General features: G+C 64.8%; 18 protein-coding genes and 1 tRNA gene. 13 read left to right on the top strand and 6 right to left on the bottom strand.

Features of this window, described 5'->3' with window-relative positions:
* Positions 1–20: 20 nt before the first annotated feature.
* Positions 21–1610 (bottom strand): M28 family metallopeptidase, encoded by a 1590-nt coding sequence (locus CEQ44_RS16630; RefSeq protein ID WP_088182039.1) that lies wholly within the window; start codon positions 1608–1610, stop codon positions 21–23.
* A gap of 120 nt (positions 1611–1730) precedes the next feature.
* Here CEQ44_RS16630 and CEQ44_RS16635 point away from each other — a divergent pair, with 120 nt between their 5' ends.
* Positions 1731–2480, top strand: a complete 750-nt coding sequence (locus CEQ44_RS16635) for a head GIN domain-containing protein (protein WP_088182038.1) — start codon at positions 1731–1733, stop codon at positions 2478–2480.
* The gene (locus CEQ44_RS16640; RefSeq protein ID WP_088182037.1) at positions 2432–3154 is read left to right on the top strand and encodes a GIN domain-containing protein; all 723 of its coding nucleotides are present in this window, start codon (positions 2432–2434) and stop codon (positions 3152–3154) included. Before CEQ44_RS16635 ends, CEQ44_RS16640 begins: the two co-directional genes overlap by 49 nt.
* A gap of 248 nt (positions 3155–3402) precedes the next feature.
* Here the strand turns inward: CEQ44_RS16640 and CEQ44_RS16645 are convergent, their stop codons facing one another.
* Positions 3403–3741: a hypothetical protein gene (locus tag CEQ44_RS16645; protein WP_088182097.1), complete on the bottom strand. Its 339-nt coding sequence runs from the start codon at positions 3739–3741 to the stop codon at positions 3403–3405.
* Positions 3742–4203: 462 nt separating this feature from the next.
* On the opposite strand from CEQ44_RS16645, the gene CEQ44_RS16650 reads away from it, so the two are divergent.
* Together CEQ44_RS16650 and CEQ44_RS16655 are read left to right on the top strand one after the other, a co-directional pair.
* Positions 4204–5475: an ammonium transporter gene (locus CEQ44_RS16650; protein ID WP_088182096.1), complete on the top strand. Its 1272-nt coding sequence runs from the start codon at positions 4204–4206 to the stop codon at positions 5473–5475.
* Between the two features lie 4 nt (positions 5476–5479).
* Positions 5480–6355, top strand: coding sequence for a glycosyltransferase (locus CEQ44_RS16655; protein ID WP_088182036.1), 876 nt, complete (start codon positions 5480–5482; stop codon positions 6353–6355).
* Here the strand turns inward: CEQ44_RS16655 and CEQ44_RS16660 are convergent.
* Positions 6352–7686 (bottom strand): MFS transporter, encoded by a 1335-nt coding sequence (locus CEQ44_RS16660; protein ID WP_088182035.1) that lies wholly within the window; start codon positions 7684–7686, stop codon positions 6352–6354. The two genes, CEQ44_RS16655 and CEQ44_RS16660, sit on opposite strands and share 4 nt — an antisense overlap.
* Before the next feature lie 163 nt (positions 7687–7849).
* Between CEQ44_RS16660 and cyoA the strand changes: the two genes are divergently transcribed.
* Genes cyoA through CEQ44_RS16695 form a run of 7 tightly spaced genes read left to right on the top strand, consistent with a single transcriptional unit; the run spans position 7850 to position 14676 of the window.
* Entirely contained in the window at positions 7850–9001 is a 1152-nt protein-coding gene (cyoA, locus tag CEQ44_RS16665; protein WP_088182095.1) for a ubiquinol oxidase subunit II, read from the top strand.
* A gap of 55 nt (positions 9002–9056) precedes the next feature.
* The gene (cyoB, locus tag CEQ44_RS16670) at positions 9057–11075 is read left to right on the top strand and encodes a cytochrome o ubiquinol oxidase subunit I (RefSeq protein WP_088182034.1); all 2019 of its coding nucleotides are present in this window, start codon (positions 9057–9059) and stop codon (positions 11073–11075) included.
* Between the two features lie 6 nt (positions 11076–11081).
* Entirely contained in the window at positions 11082–11726 is a 645-nt protein-coding gene (gene cyoC / locus CEQ44_RS16675) for a cytochrome o ubiquinol oxidase subunit III (RefSeq protein WP_088182033.1), read from the top strand.
* Positions 11723–12109, top strand: coding sequence for a cytochrome o ubiquinol oxidase subunit IV (cyoD, locus tag CEQ44_RS16680; RefSeq protein WP_088182032.1), 387 nt, complete (start codon positions 11723–11725; stop codon positions 12107–12109). The genes cyoC and cyoD overlap by 4 nt, the downstream gene beginning before the upstream one ends.
* Positions 12106–12831 carry an SURF1 family protein gene (locus CEQ44_RS16685; RefSeq protein ID WP_088182031.1) on the top strand — a complete coding sequence of 242 codons (726 nt, stop codon included), beginning with the start codon at positions 12106–12108 and terminating at the stop codon, positions 12829–12831. The genes cyoD and CEQ44_RS16685 overlap by 4 nt, the downstream gene beginning before the upstream one ends.
* Positions 12828–14153, top strand: a complete 1326-nt coding sequence (locus CEQ44_RS16690; protein ID WP_088182030.1) for an ATP-binding protein — start codon at positions 12828–12830, stop codon at positions 14151–14153. Before CEQ44_RS16685 ends, CEQ44_RS16690 begins: the two co-directional genes overlap by 4 nt.
* Positions 14143–14676: a response regulator transcription factor gene (locus tag CEQ44_RS16695; protein ID WP_088182029.1), complete on the top strand. Its 534-nt coding sequence runs from the start codon at positions 14143–14145 to the stop codon at positions 14674–14676. The genes CEQ44_RS16690 and CEQ44_RS16695 overlap by 11 nt, the downstream gene beginning before the upstream one ends.
* A gap of 11 nt (positions 14677–14687) precedes the next feature.
* Here the strand turns inward: CEQ44_RS16695 and CEQ44_RS16700 are convergent.
* A tRNA-Gly gene (locus tag CEQ44_RS16700) sits at positions 14688–14761 on the bottom strand.
* A 50-nt stretch (positions 14762–14811) separates the two neighbouring features.
* On the bottom strand, positions 14812–15723 hold the full coding sequence (locus CEQ44_RS16705) for a sugar kinase (protein ID WP_088182094.1): 912 nt from the start codon (positions 15721–15723) through the stop codon (positions 14812–14814).
* A 155-nt stretch (positions 15724–15878) separates the two neighbouring features.
* Here CEQ44_RS16705 and CEQ44_RS16710 point away from each other — a divergent pair, with 155 nt between their 5' ends.
* Together CEQ44_RS16710 and CEQ44_RS16715 are read left to right on the top strand one after the other, a co-directional pair.
* Entirely contained in the window at positions 15879–17849 is a 1971-nt protein-coding gene (locus CEQ44_RS16710) for a PAS domain-containing sensor histidine kinase (RefSeq protein ID WP_088182028.1), read from the top strand.
* 121 nt (positions 17850–17970) lie between these two features.
* Positions 17971–18888, top strand: a complete 918-nt coding sequence (locus tag CEQ44_RS16715) for an alpha/beta fold hydrolase (protein WP_088182093.1) — start codon at positions 17971–17973, stop codon at positions 18886–18888.
* Here the strand turns inward: CEQ44_RS16715 and CEQ44_RS16720 are convergent.
* Positions 18844–19776, bottom strand: coding sequence for a nitronate monooxygenase family protein (locus CEQ44_RS16720; protein ID WP_088182027.1), 933 nt, complete (start codon positions 19774–19776; stop codon positions 18844–18846). The two genes, CEQ44_RS16715 and CEQ44_RS16720, sit on opposite strands and share 45 nt — an antisense overlap.
* Positions 19777–19834: the final 58 nt, after the last annotated feature.

Genomic DNA, 19834 nt, shown 5'->3' on the forward strand with positions numbered 1-19834 from the left:
GAAACGAACGGCATTGCTCGTTATTTTGCGAACCGCTTGAAGAAACTGTCCGCATTCCACGCCGGGCGCGCCTGCGCGTTGGCGACGCGCAGCGTGACCGCGGTCACATAATCGTTCAGCTTCGCGCTTTCCGCCGGCATCACCGGCTGGTTCAGATCGTCGAACGGCGAATGATAGAGGTTCGCCCGCCACGCCTTTTCCGTGTCCGCCTCCGGCGTGCCCGCCTTGAACCCATATTTGAAGAAGAGCGCGGGGATGCCTTCGCGGATGAAGGCATATTGGTCGGACCGGATGAAGACGTTGCGATCGGGGAAGGGATCGGGCGTGATCGGCAGGTTCATCTGCGCGCTCACCGCCGCCGCATCCTGGCCGAGCGAACTCTGGTCATAGCCGATCGGCGTCACGCTGGTCAGCGGGAAGATCGGCAGCGCCATGTCGAAATTCAGGTCCGCGACGATACTGGACTGCGGCACCGTTGGCCGCCGCGCGAAATATCGCGCGCCAAGCAACCCCTTCTCCTCCGCCGTGACGATCGCGAACAGGATCGACCGCTTCGGCTTTACCTTGCTGGCTTTCAGCGCCCTGGCGATCTCCAGCAAGCTGGCGACGCCCGACGCATTGTCGAACGCGCCATTATAGATGGCGTCGCCCTTGATCGGCGTGCCGACGCCATAGCCATCCAGATGCGCGGACAAAACGACATGCTCCGGCCGCAGCTTGGGGTCGCTGCCCGGCAGCACCGCGATCAGGTTGGGCGACGACAGGTCGCGGCGCTTGGCGGCCACCTGCGCCTTGAAACGCAGCGCGAGCGGGAAGCTGGCGATCGGAGTGGAAGCATCGGCCGCCGCGGCGATCGCGGCGAAATCCTTGTCCGTCCCGCCGAAGAACTGCGCTGACTTGGCCGGATCGAACTGCGCGCCGAGGAAGGGCATCTGCGTTTCGCGCAGCGTCGCGTCGGCATAATAAAGCGCGGGCGCACCCGCCAGCGCCACCCGGCGGACCCAGGGAATCTCCACCTGCTTGGGCGTCACCAGCGTAATGAGGCCCAGCGCGCCCTGCGCCGCCAGCCAATGCGCGCGTTCGGACCGCGCATGCGACTTGAGCGCACCGGAAATCGTGGACGGCCCGCCCGACAGCACGACCACGATCTTGCCCTTCAGGTCCAGCCCGGCAAAATCATCATGCCCCGCTTCGGGCAAATGCAGGCCATAGCCCGCGAACACCATCGGCGCGTCGATGCGTTCGGGCACCGGCCCGCCGCCGCCCGAAAAGATCAGGTCGTCCGGCACCGCCAGCGCCACCTCGCCCTGCGGCCCGACCAGCGATGCACTGCTTTGGTCGGCCAAGATCACCTGCTCGATAAAGGCGACCGGCTGCTTGTAACCGTCGATCCCCGCCGGTTTCAGGCCCAGCGCCTTGAACTGGGCGATCACATAGTCGGCCGCGCGATCATAGCCCGGCGTGCCGGTGCCGCGCCCCTCCATGCCGTCATTGGCCAGCGCCTGGACATGCGCCCACCAGCGCGCACCGGCATCGCCCTCCGGCGCGGCGCCGACGGGGGTTGCGGCGATCATCGCGATCAGGGGAAGAGCGAGCAGGGAAAGGCGCATGGGCGGGACACTCCGTAATTTCGGTCATCTATCATGCCTTAACCCGTCCGACGAACAAGAGGCTTGGAACCGCCACGGACAACGTGTATTGCTCATACAACACACATAGAGGAGATTGCGATGCCCCGCCCCCTTCCCCTGCTCGCCCTGGCCCTCACCGGCATGGCGCTGTCCACTACCGCCTGTTCGCGCACCGACGAATCGCCCGCCGCCGACGAACTGGCGCGCAGCACGCAGGATTGGGCGACGTTGAAGGATTTCACGCAGATCGACGCGACCGGGCCGGACAATGTCGCCGTTACCATCGGCAGCGGCTTTGCGGTTAAGGCGGATGGCGATGCCAAAGCGGTCGCCGACCTCGACATCCGGGTGAAGGATGGCAGACTGGTGATCGGCCGCAAGTCGAAGGGCGACTGGAACTGGGGCCGCAAGGATGGGGACAAGGGGGCGACCATCCATGTGACGATGCCCGCCATCGCCGCCGCCGCGCTGACCGGCGCAGGCGATTTCGACCTGGACAAGGCGCAGGGCGACCGACTGGAGCTGGCGCTGACCGGGGCTGGCGATTTCCGCATCGGCACGGTAGCGGTCAAGACGCTGAGCGCCGACATCACCGGCGCGGGATCGATCAAGATCGCGGGCACCGCCGACACCGCGAAACTGTCCATCACCGGCGTCGGCGACATCGACGCCGCCGCGCTGAAGGTCGGCAGCGCGGAGATCGATGTCCTGGGCGCGGGCGACATCGACATTGCCTCCGACGGCAGGGTCGCTATCAGCATCATGGGTCCGGGCGACGTAACGGTAAAGGGCAAGGCGCAATGCACGACAAGCGGAACGGGACCGGGCGAGGCGCGCTGCGCGCCCTGACGGCGACCGCGCTCTTCCTTGCCGCGCCCGCCGGTGCGGCGACGCGCGGCTACACCATCACCAGCTTCGACGCGATCCGCGTGGATGCCCCCGTCACCGTCATCCTGACCACCGGCGCGGGCGCATCGGCGCGGGCGGAGGGCGACCAGGGCGCGCTCGACCGGCTGAAGGTCGATGTCTCCGGCCGGCTGCTCACCATCGCCATGGAGCGAACGCGGCCGGGCGAAAAGAGCGGCGGCGCGGCGACGCTGCGCCTGTCCACCGCCATGGTGCAGCGGATCGTGCTGACCGGCGGCGGATCGGTGTCGATCGACCGGATGAAGGGCCAGTCGGGGCAGATCGTGCTGGGCGGCAATGGCGACGTCAGCGTGGGCACGGTCGACCTCGACCGGATCGACGTGGCGCTGGCGGGCGGCGGCCGGGTGACGATGGCGGGCCGCGCGGGCGTCGCCGCCATCCGCGTCAACGGCCCCGGCGCGCTGGCCGCCGAACCCCTGATCGCGCGCCAGGCCAGCGTCACCAACGAAGGACCGGGCAGCATCACCCTGACCGCCGACGTCACCGCGCGGGTCACGACAGCGGGATCGGGCGACGTCACCATCACCGGCAAAGCCGCCTGCACGGTCGACAATCGCGGCACCGGCCGCGTGCGCTGCGGGGGCGAGAGTTTTTAGGGGTGTTGGGGAGGGGTGGATGGCGGACGGTCAGGTTTGCCGGTGCAGGAGCCGTAGAGCGGATATAAATCCACCCTCACCCCAGCGAAGGCTGGGGTGAGGGTGAGGGAAACGGCCGCTTCTGGACAAAGGCACACCATGTTTTGAAGGCAAAAACTGGTCGCTTCCAGACATACCCCTCTAGTCATGCCGCGCTTGACCCTGCATCCCGCTTCTATCTGAGCACAGCCACCAAATCCTCGACTGCCTTACCGCTGCTTCTTCGCCGTGGTTGCGGTGAAATCGGGGTCTTTGTTCGCCACCCAATCGACGAATTTGCGCACATTGGGATGGGCCAGCAGGCCCTCGACATCGGTGCCGTGGCGTTGCAATTCGGAATTGGTGAAATTGGCGATCAGCGTCTGCTGGCAGATCCCATGCATGGGAACGACATCGCGCCCGCCCCGGCTCTTGGGAACGGGATGGTGCCAGACGATCGTCTTGCCGGTCGGCCGCCCGCACAGCCAGCAATCTATCACCGGCAGCGGCGCGTCTTCCTCGGCAGGCACGTCTTCATAGCGACCATGTTTCGAATGTTTGCGGGCCATCATCTACCTGAATGTCTTGGGAACTGCGCCTCCTCTAAAGGCAAGAGAGCGCCATTACCACCGCTCAACCTGTGAACCGGCTTTCGCTACCCGACGGCGGACAGACAAGCCAGCCGCCGGCCCATGAAAGCCTTTCAATGTAGGATTTTGTCTGGTCTATCCTTCTGGATGAACCCGCCGCCCCCTCCCCCCAGCCCTGCCATTGCGCGATCGGCGCATCGCTGTCGCGTGGGCGTCGCGCACCTGTCGCATGGGTGTGACCCATGTGGCGCGTCGGGGTGGCTTCACAGGGGCGTCGCGCTGGCCTCGCAGCGACTATCGGCCGATTTTGCCCGACGACGGTGTGAACTTCGGCCGTCGCGTCCTGCCGCGCCATCCTCCGCCTCCCTCGACCTTGCTTATCGAAAACTTTACCAGAGCGCCGCTAGACACAGCGGACGTCTCCACAGCCGGGTTTTGATGATGCGCCTTTCTTTCGCCCTGCCTCTTCTGACCGCCTTGGCGCTGCCGCAACCGGCCTGGGCGCAGGTCGCGGTGGCCGATAGCGGCGATACCGGCTGGATGATCCTGTGCGCGCTGCTGGTGCTGCTGGCCGCGTTGCCGGGGCTGATGCTGCGCCATGCGGGGCAGGTCAATGTGCGCAACGCCCTGTCAGTGACGGGGCAGGGGGCGGCGGTCGCGGCGGTCGCCGCGCTGACCTGGGCCATTGCGGGCTACAGCATCGCCTATGCGCCGGGCAGCGCCTGGCTGGGCGGCGGCGGAAACCTGCTGCTCGCCAATCTCGCCCAGTTGCGCGACGGGCTGACCGTTCCCGAATCGGCGTTCGTCCTCTTCCAACTGTCCATCGCCCTGCTCGCCGCCTGCCTGCTGGTGGGCGCGGTGGCGGAGCGGACGCGGATCGGCTGGTGGATCGCCTTCACCCCGCTCTGGCTGCTGCTGGTCTATGCCCCGGTCGCCCATGCGGTGTGGGGCGGCGGCTGGCTCGCGGACCTGGGCGTCATGGATTTCGCCGGCGGGTTGGTGCTGCACGGCGTGGCGGGCTTTTCCGCCCTCGCCCTCGCATTGATCGCAGGCGCGCGGCGCGAGCCGTCCGATCCCGGCCATGCTCCGTTGCTCAGCCTGGCGGGCGGCGGGCTGCTCTGGATCGGCCTGTCCGGCGTGGTTGGCGGCTGGGCGCTGGGCGCGACCGACGATGCCGCGACCGCGATCCTCAATCACCTCTTCGCCGCCTGCGCGGCGGCGCTGACCTGGGGGCTGCTCGACCGGATGTTGGGCGCCCGCACCAGCGCCACCGGCATAATCTCCGGCGCGCTGGCGGGCATCGCCGCCATATCGGCCAGCGCCGCGCTGGTCGGCACCGGCGGCGCGATGCTGATCGGCGTGATCGCCGCCTTTGTCGCCCGCATCGGTGGCGGCATCTTGTCCAGCCGGGTCGATGACGGCGCGGGTGTCTTTGCCATCCACGGGCTGGGCGGCCTGACGGGCGTGCTGCTGCTGCCGGTCTTCGTCCTGCCGCTGCTGGGCGGGGTCGGTTTCGACGCCAATATCAGCCTGCCCGGCGCGTTGACGTCGCAGGCCATCGGCCTGGTCGTGGTCGCCCTATGGGCGATGGTCGGCAGCGCGATCGCCGCGCTGATCGTGTCTGTCGTCATCCCCATGCGGGTGAGCGTACAGGAAGAGGCCGACGGCCTCGACGCCAGCCAGCATGGCCAGCAGGGCTGGGACTTCCGCTAACGCCATGCCGCCCCCCTCCTCTTACGCCGCCCCCTCTTCGGTCGCTGTCGCCATCTTCGCTCATCAGGAAGAACGTCGAATCGGCGCCTGCCTGGCGTCGCTACCGCTCGATCGCCCCGACACGTTCTTCCATGTGCTGGTCAACGGCACCACCGACGCCACTGTGGCGCGGGCGCGGGATGCGGCGGGCGGGCGGGCCAATGTCATCGTCCATGACATACGGGAGGGTGGCAAGTCGCGGACCTGGAACCATATGGTCCACGACCTGCTGACCGGGGCGGAGCAGGCGGTCATCTTCATGGATGGCGATGCGCAGATCGTGGCGGGGTCGATCGACGCGCTGGTCGCCGATCTGGTCGCCCATCCCCACGCCAATGCTGCGTCGGGCATGCCGATGAACGGCCGGATGGCGGCAACCTATCGCGGCACGCTGCACAGCGAAGGCGGGCTGTTCGGCGATCTCTACGCTCTGTCAGGGCGATTTCTGGCGGACATTCGCGCCCGCAAGCTGCGCCTGCCCGACGATTTGATCGGCGACGACGGGCTGGTGGCGTCCTGGGCGCATACCGGGTTGCAGAAGGATATCGCGTGGGATCTGGCGGGGGTCGTGCCCTGCGACGATGCGGGCTTTCTGTGCGAACAGGTCAGCCTGGCCCGACCCCAGACCTGGCATATGCACTATAAGCGGCTGATCAACTATTCGGTGCGTTTCTACCAGAACCGGATCGTGTCGGACATCATGACGCGCGAGGGGCCGGGCGGCCTCCCCGCGCGTCTCGCTACCCTCTATCCCGAATGGCTGGCCCGTTTCCGCCCGCGCCCCGGCCCGACCGTCTGGTTCGACCGCAAAGCGCTCAAGCGGATGCGCAGCGCAGTTTAATGGTCGCGGCCAGCCAGTTCCTTGTTCACGAACAGCGCCACCCCGGTCACCACCGCGCCCGACAGCAGATAGACGCCCGACGCGGCCAGGCCAAACTCGGCGGAGACCAGCAAGGCGACCAGTGGCGCAAAACCGGCGCCCACCAACCACGCCAAGTCCGACGTCAGCGCCGACCCGGTATAACGCGTCGCGGTGCGGAAGTTGGAAGCGACAATACCGGATGACTGGCCAAAGCTCAGGCCCAGCAGGATGAAGCCCAGCACCATGAAGGCGACTTCGCCCAGATCGCCGCCATCCAGCAACAGGGGCGCTGCAACCGCGAAGATGGCGATCCCCACGGCCGACCAGCCGATCAGGGTGCGGCGGCCCACCATGTCGGCGACGAAGCCCGACACGATAATCGCCAGCACGCCGACGAATGCGCCAATCACCTCGATCATCAGGAAGCGTTCCAGCGGCTGATCGGTATAGAGCGCGATCCACGACAGCGGGAACACGGTGACCATGTGGAACAGCGCGAAGCTGGCCATGGGCGCAAAAGCGCCGATGACGATGTTGCGCCCTTCGCTGCGGACGGTTTCGATGACCGGCGAGGGCTGGAGTTCGCGGGTTTCATAGAGCCGCGCAAACTCCTCTGTCACGACGATGCGCAGGCGCGCGAACAGGGCCACCACGTTGATCGCGAAGGCGACGAAGAAGGGATAGCGCCAGCCCCAGTCAAGGAAGTCGGCGGTGGACAGCGTATTGAGGAAGAAGGCGAACAGGCCCGCCGCCACCATCAGCGCTAGGGGCGCGCCCAGCTGCGGCATCATCGCATACCAGCCGCGCTTGTTCTTGGGCGCGTTGAGCGAGAGCAAGGAGGCCAAACCGTCCCAGGTGCCGCCAAGCGCGACGCCCTGCCCGGCGCGGAAAAGCGCCAGCAGCACGGCGGCCCAATGGCCGATCGTCTCATAACCCGGCAGGAAGGCGATGGCCGCCGTCGATCCGCCCAGCAGGAACAGCGCGATGGTGAGCTTGACCCCGCGGCCATAGGCGCGATCGACCACCATGAAGATGAACGACCCGATCGGACGGGTGATGAAGGCGAGCGCGAAGATGGCGAAGGACCAGAGCGTCCCCATCAACGGCGACATATAGGGGAAGATGTGCGCCGGGAAGACGATGCAGGATGCGATCGCATAAACGAAGAAGTCGAAAAATTCCGACGTGCGACCAATGATGACGCCGATCGCAATTTCGCCTGGCGCAACCTTCTTTTGCCCATGCGCGTGCAACTGGCGCACGTCGCGTTCCGCCTGGGTCGAATTGGGCGTGGTCGTCGCGGAAGTCATGGGGTAAAACGGACCTTCATGCTGCGGGAACGATCCGCGCCGCACTTCGTTGCGCGACGAATCATCCCTTTGGTTATTTACTCCATGCCCTATTTTGCAGATGCACAGGGATAGGACAAAAGGTCCAATGTCGCGCGCCGCTCATCCTGATAATGCGGGCCACATGATAGCCCGTCATTCCGCCACCAAGCGCGCATTTCTGCGCCGAATCGCGCCACTCCTGCTGCTGCCGCTGGGCGGATGCGACTGGGTGGTCATGTCCCCCGCCGGCGACGTTGCAATGCAGCAACGCAATCTGATCCTGATTTCGACCGCATTGATGCTGCTGATCATCATCCCCGTCATGGCGATGACGATCTGGTTTGCGTGGAAATATCGGGAAAAGGCCAAGGCGGAGGATTATGATCCTGACTGGGACCATTCGACCAGCCTGGAACTGCTGATCTGGTCCGCGCCGCTGCTCATCATCATCGCGCTGGGCGCGGTGACGTGGAGCAGCACCCACCTGCTCGACCCCTATCGCCCGCTCGATCGTGTCGATCATGCGCGCAAGATGGATCCGGCGACCAAGCGGTTGCAGGTCGAAGTGGTGGCGATGGACTGGAAATGGGTGTTCATCTACCCTGAACTGGGCATCGCGACGGTGAACGAACTGGCCGCGCCGGTCGATCAGCCGATCGAGTTCAAGATCACCTCCTCCACCATCATGAACAGCTTCTTCGTGCCCGCGCTGGCCGGCCAGATCTACGCCATGCCGGGCATGCAGACCACTTTGCACGCGGTCGCCAACAAGCCCGGCGCGTTCGATGGTTTGTCCGCCAACTATTCAGGCGCGGGCTTCTCCCACATGCGCTTCAAGTTCCACGCCCTTGACCAGCGCGGGTTCGCCCAATGGGTCGCCCGCGTGAAGGCCAGCGGCGCGACGCTGGACCGCGCCACCTACGTCAAGCTGGAACAGCCCAGCGAGAAGGTGCCGCCGATGTATTTCAGCGGTGTCGAACCCAAGCTGTTTCATGCCGCGCTCAACATGTGCGTGCAGCCGGGCAAGAAGTGCATGGACGCGGTGATGATGACCGACTCCATGGGCGGCGCGGGCAAGGAATCGGCGCATGACGTCGAAGGGCTGCGCCATGACGGCACGATCGACGTCGGCGGCTTCCATCCGGTCGAGCCGGGCAAGAAGGGCGAGATCGCCCAGCCCGCGGGCATGACCCCGGCGGCGAAACGCACTCCGGTCGCGCAGGGCAAGCAAGCCCCCGGCCAGCAGGATGGCGATGGGCATGGCGGTGGCCATGCCGGTCACGAAGGCATGTGATGCCCATGACCTGTCCCCGTTCTTTCATTTCTCTCTCGCCTGAAGGCTAGACGCCATGTCCCCCTCCCCCGCCTCTGAAAATAGCGGCATCTGGAAGCTGATCTTCGGTCGGCTCGACTGGAGTTCGCTGCCCCTGCACGAGCCGATCGTCGTCGGCACCTTCATCATGGTGATGCTCGGCGGCCTCGTCGTCGTCGCGGGCATCACCAAATATAAGCTGTGGGGCATGTTGTGGAACGACTGGTTCACCACCGTCGACCATAAGCGCATCGGGATCATGTACATGATCCTCGGCCTCATCATGTTCGTGCGCGGCTTTGCCGACGCGGTCATGATGCGCCTGCAGCAGGCGATGGCGTTCAACGGGTCGGAAGGCTATCTCAACGCCCATCATTACGACCAGATTTTCACGGCGCATGGCGTCATCATGATCTTCTTCGTCGCCATGCCGATGATCACCGGGATCATGAACTATATCGTCCCGCTCCAGATCGGCGCGCGCGACGTGTCCTTCCCCTTCCTCAACAATTTCAGCTTCTGGATGACCACGGCGGGCGCCGTGATCGTCATGATGTCGCTGTTCGTGGGGGAATTTGCGCGTACCGGCTGGCTGGCCTATCCGCCGCTGTCGGGCATCGCCTATTCGCCGGGCGTCGGCGTCGACTATTATATCTGGGGCCTGCAAATCGCGGGCATCGGCACGCTGTTGTCTGGCGTCAACCTGATCGCGACCATCGTCAAGATGCGCGCGCCGGGCATGACGATGATGAAGCTGCCCATCTTCACCTGGACCTCGCTCTGCGCCAACGTCCTGATCGTCGCGGCTTTTCCAGTGCTGACCGCCGTGCTGGCGCTGCTCAGCCTCGACCGTTATGTCGGCACCGCTTTCTTCACCAACGACATGGGCGGCAACCCCATGATGTATGTGAACCTGATCTGGATCTGGGGTCACCCGGAAGTCTATATCCTCATCCTGCCGCTGTTCGGCGTGTTCAGCGAGGTTACTGCGACCTTCTCGAACAAGCGCCTCTTCGGCTACAGCTCGATGGTCTATGCAACAATCGTCATCGCGCTGCTCAGCTATCTGGTCTGGCTGCACCATTTCTTCACCATGGGATCGGGCGCCAGCGTCAACAGCTTCTTTGGCATCACGACGATGGTCATTTCCATCCCGACCGGGGCCAAGCTCTTCAACTGGCTGTTCACCATGTATCGGGGGCGCATCCGTTTCGAGCTGCCGATGATGTGGACGGTAGCCTTCATGCTGACCTTCACGGTCGGCGGCATGACCGGCGTGCTGCTTGCCGTACCGCCTGCCGACTTCGTGCTGCACAACTCCCTGTTCCTGATCGCGCATTTCCATAACGTCATCATCGGCGGCGTATTGTTCGGCCTGTTCGCGGCAATCAACTACTGGTGGCCCAAGGCGTTCGGCTACAAGCTGGACACCGTATGGGGCAAGCGCAGCTTCTGGCTGTGGGTCGTTGGCTTCTGGTTCGCTTTCATGCCGCTTTACATCCTGGGCCTGATGGGCGTGACCCGCCGGATGCGCGTGTTCGACGATCCCAGCTTGCAAATCTGGTTCCAAATTGCCGCCTTCGGCGCGCTGATGATCGCGGCCGGCATCGCCTGCATGTTCGTCCAGTTCGCAGTCAGCATCATCAACCGTGACAAGTTGCGCGATACGACGGGTGATCCGTGGAACGGCCGTACGCTGGAATGGGCGACCAGCTCGCCCCCGCCAGACTATAATTTCGCCTTCACGCCCGTCATCCATGATGGTGACGCTTGGGCCGACATGAAAAAGCGCGGATATCAGCGTCCTTTGTCGGGGTATGAAGCGATCCACATGCCGTCTAACACGGGCACCGGCATCATCATCGCCGGGCTGTCCGTGGCCTTTTCGGTCGGCATGATCTGGTACATCTGGTGGCTCGCGAGCCTCAGCTTCGTCGGCATCCTAGCCGTCGCGATCGGCCATACCTTCAACTATAAGCGCGACTTCTACATCCCCAAGGATGTGGTGGAGCGCACCGAGGGCGAGCGCACCGCGCTGCTCGCAGCCAAGGGTTAAACCATCATGGCAAGCGCACCTACCATAGACCCCGCCTTCCTGGACAAGGATGGCAATCCGCTGTTCCACCTGGCCCACGAGCCGCATCATCCCGAAGGGTCCAGCACCATGCTGGGCTTCTGGATATATCTGATGAGCGATTGCCTCATCTTCGCCTGTCTGTTCGCCACCTATGCAGTGCTGGGCGGTAATTATGCGGCGGGACCGGGGCCACGGGATCTATTCGATCTGCCGCTGGTGGCGCTCAACACCGCCATGCTGCTCTTTTCCTCCATAACCTATGGCTTCGCCATGCTGGCGATGGAAAAGAACAGGATCGCCGCGACGCAGGGCTGGCTGGCGATCACCGGCCTGTTCGGCCTGGCGTTCCTCAGCATCGAAATGTACGAGTTCGCGCACCTCATCCATGAGGGCGCGACGCCGATGCGGTCGGGCTTCCTGTCGGCCTTCTTCACGCTGGTCGGCACCCACGGGCTGCACGTCACCTTTGGCTGCATCTGGCTGGTCACGCTCATGGTCCAGGTCGCCAGACATGGCCTGATCCCCGCCAACCAGCGCCGCCTGATGTGCCTGTCGATGTTCTGGCACTTCCTCGACGTCATCTGGATCGGCGTCTTCACCTTTGTCTATCTGATGGGAATGTTGCGATGAGCGATGCCGCCCACCCCAAGTCCGGCCATGACCACCCCGACGCCCATGCTGGCGCGCACGGGACGATGGGCAGCTACATGATCGGTTTCGGCCTGTCGGCGTTCCTGACGGCCATCCCCTTCTGGCTGGTTATGACGGGCTTCTTCGCCAATCCGCAGACGACCGCGATCATCATCATGGCCTTTGCCGTGGTGCAGATCGTCGTCCACATGATCTACTTCCTGCATATGAATACCCGATCCGAAGGTGGCTGGTCGATGATGGCGCTGATGTTCACGCTGGTGCTGGTCGTCATCACCCTGTCGGGATCGATGTGGGTCATGTATCACCTCAACCATAATATGATGCCCACCATGTCGCATGACATGAGTCAGATGCCGTGACACAGGCCGAACCCCGCCCCGCCCCCAAGGGCAAGCGGGCGGGGTTTTCGGTCGGCCTGACGCTGATCGCGCTGATCCTGTTTGTCGGCCTGTGCGCGCTGGGCGTCTGGCAAGTGGAGCGACTGGCGTGGAAGCGCGACCTGATCGCCCGCGTTGATGCCCGCATCCGTGCCGCGCCAGGGCCTGCACCGCTTAGCGCGACCAAGGCCGACGAATATCGCCGGGTCACCGCGACCGGCACCTTCCTGCATGACAAGGCTGTGCTGGTGCAGGCGGCCACGGTCCGCGGATCGGGCTATTGGGTGCTGACCCCGCTGCGGCAGCGCGATGGCGCGATCCTTCTTATCAACCGTGGCTTTGTGCCGCCAGACGCCAAGACTCGCTACCAGAGGCCGCAGGGCGTGGTGCGCGTCACCGGCCTGCTGCGCCTGACCGAACCGGGCGGCGGCTTCCTGCGCAGCAACGATCCCCTAGCCGACCGCTGGTATTCGCGCGACGTCGCCGCCATCGCCGCGGCGCGCCAGCTCAATCCGGTTGCGAACTATTTCGTCGATGCGCAGGCCAGCCCTTCGCCGGACGCTCTTCCGATCGGCGGGCTGACGGTCGTCACCTTCCCCAATAACCATCTGCAATATGCCATCACCTGGTTCATACTGGCGGCGATGGTTGCCGGGGGCTATAGCCTGGTCATGCGCCAATCGGGAAAAGATCGCCGGGGATGACGACAGCATCGTCCAAGCGCGTGCGCTGGCTGCCGGGCCTGTGGCCCGCCGACGCGGCCGGGCGGCGCAACATGGCGTTGCTGGTGCAACTGCGCTGGATCGCCATCGCCGGTCAGGTTGCGACCATCCTGTTCGTCCATTTCAGCATGGACATTCGCCTGCCGCTAGGCTCGATGCTGGTCGTGCCTTGCATCGCGGTCGCAATGAACATCGGCACCCTGATGGTGCTGCGCCGACGCACCGATATTACTCATGCCGAACTGTTCCTGGCGCTGCTGTTCGACGTGTTCGCCCTGACCGCGCAACTTTATCTGAGCGGCGGGGCGACCAATCCGTTCGTCTCACTCTACCTGTTGCAGGTCGCGCTGGGCGCAGTGCTGCTGCATCGCTGGAGCGTCTGGGGCATCGTGGCCGTATCGACGCTCTGCGCGGCGATGCTGGCCTTCTTCTACAGGCCGCTCGACCTTAGCGAGACGCTGGAGGGTCGCCTGTTCGACCTGCACATCATCGGCACCTGGATCTGCATCACCATGATCGCGGTGCTGTTGGTGCTGTTTATGACCCGCGTGAACCGCAACCTGCAGCAGCGGGAACATTATCTGGCGGAACTGCGGCAACAGGCGGTGGAGGAAGAGCATATCGTGCGCATGGGCCTGTTGGCGTCGGGCGCGGCGCATGAACTGGGCACGCCGCTGGCCCAGCTCGCCGTGGTGCTGGGCGACTGGCGGCACATGCCCGAAATCAAGGCGCATCCCGCGCTGGTCGAGGAGGTGGATGAGATGGAAGCGGCGGTCAAACGCTGCAAGACCATATTGACCGGCATCCTCATGTCCGCGGGCGAGGCGCGCGGGGAAGCCCCGCAAATCACCAACGTCCGCGATTTCATCGACATCATCGCGCGCGATTGGCGCCTCGCCAATCCCGGCATGCCGCTGCGCTGCGACTTTGGACCGCATGATTATCCGCGCATCATCGCCGATCCGGTGATCCGGCAGGCCGTCACTAACCTGCTCGACAATGCGCGGGAGGCCGACGCGACCTATATCAACATGATGGTTAGCCGCGACAGCCAATGGCTTCATATCGCCGTGCGCGACAATGGCCGCGGCTTCGATCCGGCAATGCTGGCCGATGTCGGCAAACCCTATCGGTCCAGCAAGGGCAAGCAGGGCGGCGGCCTCGGCCTGTTTCTGGTCGTCAATGTCGTACGCAAGCTGGGCGGACGGGTGGACGCCAGCAATGGCGCGGAGGGGGGCGCGATGATCCTGCTGCGCCTGCCGCTGGCTACGCTCGCGCTGGAGGAGGCGAATGATGACGGATGAACGGCAATTGCTGATCGTCGAGGATGACGAAGGCTTCGCCCGGACGCTCAAACGCTCGTTCGAGCGGCGCGGTTACCATGTTATGACGGCCGACAGCCTGGAATCGGTAACGGCGATATTGGCCGACAACCGCCCCGGCTTCGCCGTCGTCGATCTCAAGCTCGGCCCGCAATCGGGCCTTGCCTGCGTTCAGGCGCTCCACGCTCATGATCCCGCCATGCTGATCGTGGTGCTGACCGGCTTTGCCAGCATCGCCACCGCGGTCGAGGCGATCAAGCTAGGCGCGACCAACTATCTCGCCAAGCCCTCCAACACCGACGATATCGAGGCGGCCTTCGCCCGATCCGGCGGCAACCCCGCCGCGCCATTGGCGCCGCGCCCGACATCGATCAAGACGCTGGAATGGGAGCATATCCATGAGGTGCTAAAGGACAGCGAGTTCAACATATCCGAAGCCGCGCGACGCCTTGGCATGCATCGCCGCACGCTGGCGCGGAAACTGGCGAAGCGGCAGGTGGGTTAATTTTGGAGATTTGGAGCGGGTGAAGGGAATCGAACCCTCGTCACTTGCTTGGGAAGCAAAAGCTCTACCATTGAGCTACACCCGCGCGCCAATTCCCGCCCCATGGCGCAAGCCATGGGGGCCTGTCAACGGGGATCAGCCGTAAGGCGCATCTGCATCCCGCGCCGGGATCGCGCCGCGACGGCCGATATTCCAGCCAGCCAGCCGATGACCGGCCAACGCCGCCTCAACCGGACCTGCGCCAGCCAGCCGGGCGTGGAGATAGCCGCCGTTGAACGCGTCCCCCGCCCCGCTCGAATCGATGACGTCCAACCGGCGCGGGATCGGCACGATTTCGCCTGCGACCAGGCAACCGTCGCCGCCCAGCTTGACGACCACATCCTTGCCCCCGCCCGCGCCCCAGCGGGCGGCCGCGTCCCGCACGTCGTCGGCCTCGCCCATTTCTACCTCGTCCGCCAGGGTCGGCAGGCCGATGTCGCTGACCGCGATGGCCCGGTCGCGCCAGTGGCGCGCAGTCGCCGCATCGTCCCACAGCCGCGCACGATAATTGCCGTCGAAGGCGATCCGCCCCCCTTGCGCTCGCACCTGCGCGCACAAGTCCAGCAGCGCCTCCCGCCCGGCATCAGGCATGATCGCCAGGGTGATGAGCGAGAAATAAAGCAGGTCTGATTGCGCCGCCTGCGCCACCATGGCCGCGCTCTGCGGCAGGGCGAACATCCGCCGCGCCGCCGCCTCGCTGCGCCAATAATGGAAACTGCGCTCGCCGGCCGCATCCGTTTCGATGGCGTAGAGGCCCGGCAGCCTGCCCTCCGCTGCGATCACCAGTGATGTGTCGACGCCCTCCGCCTCCCATTGGGCGCACAACTGCGCGCTCATGGGATCGGCGCCCAATGCGCTGGCGAGCCGCACCCGGTCGCCCGCGCGTGCCAGATGAATCGCCGTATTGATGACGTCGCCGCCATAGCGCAGATTCCAGCTGTCGCCCTCGCCCCGGCTCAGTTCCAGCATCGCTTCGCCAATGACCGTGATCGTCACCTTCGTCGTCATGACCGCTCCCTGCTTGATGGAGCCGGCGTCGTGCGCAGCGCCGCGTTTCAAGTCAAGAGGGCGCACTGCGGGAGGATACGGAACGATCGGCTCTCAGCGCCGTTTTGCCGATGGCAAAGAGAGCACCGTCCACCGGCGCTTGGTCCGGGGACAGAATGACTACAGCATCGACCGACGAAACTGGCAATCGCTTCGAACTGATGGTTCAAAGCGTCACCGCCTATGCCATCTACATGCTCGACCCCATGGGCATCGTGGCCAGTTGGAACGCAGGCGCGCGCCGCTTCAAGGGGTATGAGGCGGACGAGATAATCGGCCAGCATTTTTCGCGCTTCTACACGCCGGAGGATCAGGCGAGCGACGTTCCCGCCATGGCGCTTTATGCCGCCGAGCATGAAGGCCGGTTCGAGGCGGAGGGCTGGCGCGTCCGCAAGGATGGCGGGCGTTTCTGGGCCAATGTCGTGATCGACCCGATCCGCGCGCCGGACGGGGAATTGCTGGGTTTCGCCAAGATCACCCGTGACCTGACCGAGCAGCGCGCCGCGCAGGATGCCTTGCGCGCCAGCGAGGACAGGTTTCGACTGCTGGTGCAGAGCGTGACTGATTACGCCATCTACATGCTCGATCCCGTCGGCACGGTGACGAGCTGGAACATGGGCGCGGAACGGTTCAAGGGCTATAAGACCGAAGAGATATTGGGCCAGAATTTCGCCCGTTTCTATAGCGATGAGGATCGTCTGGCCGGCCTGCCATCCCGCGCCCTTCATACCGCGCAAAGCGTGGGGCGGTTTGAGGCGGAAGGCTGGCGCATCCGCAAGGATGGATCGCGTTTCTGGGCCAATGTCGTGATCGACCCGATTCGCGCGCCCGACGGGGAATTGCTGGGTTTCGCCAAGATCACCCGTGACCTGACCGAACGGCGCGAGGCGCAACGCGCGCTGGACGAAGCGCGCGACGCCATCGTCCAGACGCAGAAGATGGATGCGATCGGTAAGCTGACCGGCGGGGTGGCGCATGATTTCAACAATCTGCTGGCGGTGATCGTGGGCAGCCTGGACCTCGCCCGGCAACGGCTGGCGACCGGCGGCGACATCAGCCGCTATCTCGACAACGCCATGACGGCGGCCGAGCGCGGCGCGACCCTGACGCAGCGGATGCTGGCCTTTGCGCGCAAGCAGGAATTAAAGCTGCAAAGCGTCGATTGCGTCGCGTTGGTGCAGGGGATGACCGAATTGTTCCGCACCACTTTGGGCGCGGCGGTAATGATTGAGATACGTTTTCCGCCGATGCTGGGCGCGGCCCATGCCGACCCGTCGCAGCTGGAACTGGCGCTGCTCAACCTGGCGGTCAACGCACGCGACGCCATGCCGGATGGCGGACGGATTATCGTGGAGGCGGCGCATATGATCGTCGCGGCGGGCGAACGGCCGGATCTGGGCGCGGGCGACTATATCCGCCTGTCGGTGATCGATGAAGGCCAGGGCATGGACATAGCGACGCTGGAGCGCGCGCGGGAGCCCTTTTTCACCACCAAGGGCGTGGGCAAAGGCACGGGCCTTGGCCTGTCGATGGTGCATGGCTTCGCCCAGCAATGCGGCGGGTCGCTGACGATCGCCAGTGAGCCTGGCATCGGCACCAACGTATCCTTGTGGTTGCCGATGACGGAGGCCGACGCGGATGCCCGCCACATCGCCATGGTGGTGGAGGAAATGCATGACCCCGACACCCCCCTGGTCATATTGGCGGTGGACGATGACGATCTGGTGCTGATGAACACCGCCGGCATGTTGGAGGATCTGGGCCATACCGTGTTCCAGGCGTCATCCGGCACCGACGCGCTGCGGTTGCTGGAGCGCGGCAGCGTCGACCTGGTCGTCACCGACCATGCCATGCCGGGCATGACCGGCGCGCAGCTGGCCGACGCGATCGAGCAGATGCAGCCGGGCCTGCCGGTCGTCATCGTCACCGGCTTTGCCGAATTGCCGCCGCACGCCACGCAGCGCCTTCGCCTCGACAAACCGTTCAAGCAGGCGGAGCTGGCCCGTATCGTCGCGACCGCGATGCGCGCCGCGCTGGCATCGGCGATCGTGGAGCGCGGACCCGACCTGTTACGTCCCGATTGTTGAACCGTTTTACCAAAACGCCTGCGGAAATATTGGAAAAGCGGCATTTTTCGTCGCTCTTTGCTTGCAACCTCGGCGCAGTTCGCCAATGGGGTCTGTATCTGTTCCCAGCCTGCAGGATCGCATGGACATCCCCACAGCGCCGACCCCGACTTCGCATTTCTTCACCTCGCTGCGGACCCGGCTCCATTATCTCGACTGGGGCAATACATCCGCGCCGACGTTGATCCTGGTGCATGGCGGCTTCGACCATGCCCGCAGCTGGGACTGGACGGCGCGGGCGCTGGCGCGGGATTATCATGTCATCGCCCCCGACCTGCGCGGCCATGGCGACAGCGACTGGTCGCCCGATGGCTCCTATATGATGGCCAATTTCGTCTATGACCTGGCGCAACTGGTCGACTTGCTCGACCGGTCGCCCGTGACGATCGTCGGCCATTCGCTGGGCGGCGCGATCAGCCTGCGCTATGCGGGCCTGTTCCCCGACAAGCTGCGCAAGCTCGTCGCGATCGAAGGGCTGGGCCTGTCGCCCCAACGCCTGAAGGAACAAGCCGAACAGTCGGCGCCCGACGTCTGGCGCGCATGGATCGATACGCGCCGCGCCAGCGCCCGGCGCACGCCGCGCCGTTATCCCACGATCGAAGCGGCGATCGGCCGGATGCGCGAGCGCAACGAGCATCTGACGGTAGAACAGGCGCTGCACCTGACCAGCCATGGCGTCAATCGCAACGAAGACAGCAGCTATGGCTGGAAATTCGACCCGTATCTTAAAGGCATGGCGCCCCAGGCGGGCACCGACGAGGAGCTTCCCCACTTCTGGAAGCGGATCAGTTGCCCCACCCTGCTCTGCCTGGGTAAGGACAGCTGGGCATCCAACCCGGAAAAGGACGGCCGCATCCGCCATTTCAGCGACGCCCGACTGATCGAGTTCGCCGATGCCGGCCACTGGCTGCACCATGACCAGTTCGACCGCTTCATCGGCGAACTGCGCGGCTTCCTAGACGGTGAGGCCAGCGACAGCCGCACGGTAGTCCGCCTTTAGGCCGGCGATAAAATCGGCGGCCGACTGCACCTTGCCGATCGCGCCGATGCCCTGGCCGCAGCCCCATACGTCGCGCCAGGCTTTCTTGTCGCCGCCGGTCATCGCCGCGAAATCCATGTCCTTCGCCTTGGGCAGCGCATCGGGGTCAAGCCCTGACGCGACGATGCTGGGGCGCAGATAATTGCCGTGGACGCCGGTGAACACGTCGGAATAGACGATGTCGGCGGCATGGCTATCGACGATCATCTGCTTGTAGGCCGGGTCGGCGTTTGCCTCCGCCGTGGCGATGAAGGGCGACCCCATATAGGCGAGGTCGGCTCCCATCATCCGCGCGGCGGCGATGGCGCGGCCGGTCGCGATGGAGCCCGACAGAGCGAGCGGCCCGTCAAACCACTGGCGGATTTCCTGAATGAGTGCGAACGGGGATAATGTGCCAGCATGGCCGCCCGCACCCGCGGCGACCGCGATCAGGCCATCGGCGCCCTTCTCGATCGCCTTGCGTGCGAAGCGGTCGTCGATGACATCGTGCAGGACGATGCCGCCATAGCTGTGGATCGCCGCGTTCACATCCTCGCGCGCGCCGAGCGAGGTGATGACCAGCGGCACGCGATATTGGACGCATAGCGCCAGATCCTCCTCCAGCCGCGCATTGCTGCGGTGGACGATCAGGTTGACGGCGAAGGGCGCGTCGGCGTCCGTCAGTTCCGCCTGCAATTGCTGCAACCACGCCTCGAACAGGCCGGAGGGCCGCGCATTGAGCGAAGGAAAGGCACCCACGATCCCCGCCCGGCATTGCGCCATGACCAGGGCCGGTTGCGAGATAATGAACATCGGCGATCCGATCAGCGGCAGCGACAGGCGGCCTTCCAGCAATGTCGGCAATGTCATGATCGATCGTCTCCTCTATTATCGGTCCTGCGCTAACACCGCTAGACCCCCGGAAAAA

Origin of the sequence: Sphingobium sp. Z007 (genome assembly GCF_900013425.1) — a bacterium.
GTDB lineage: Bacteria > Pseudomonadota > Alphaproteobacteria > Sphingomonadales > Sphingomonadaceae > Sphingobium.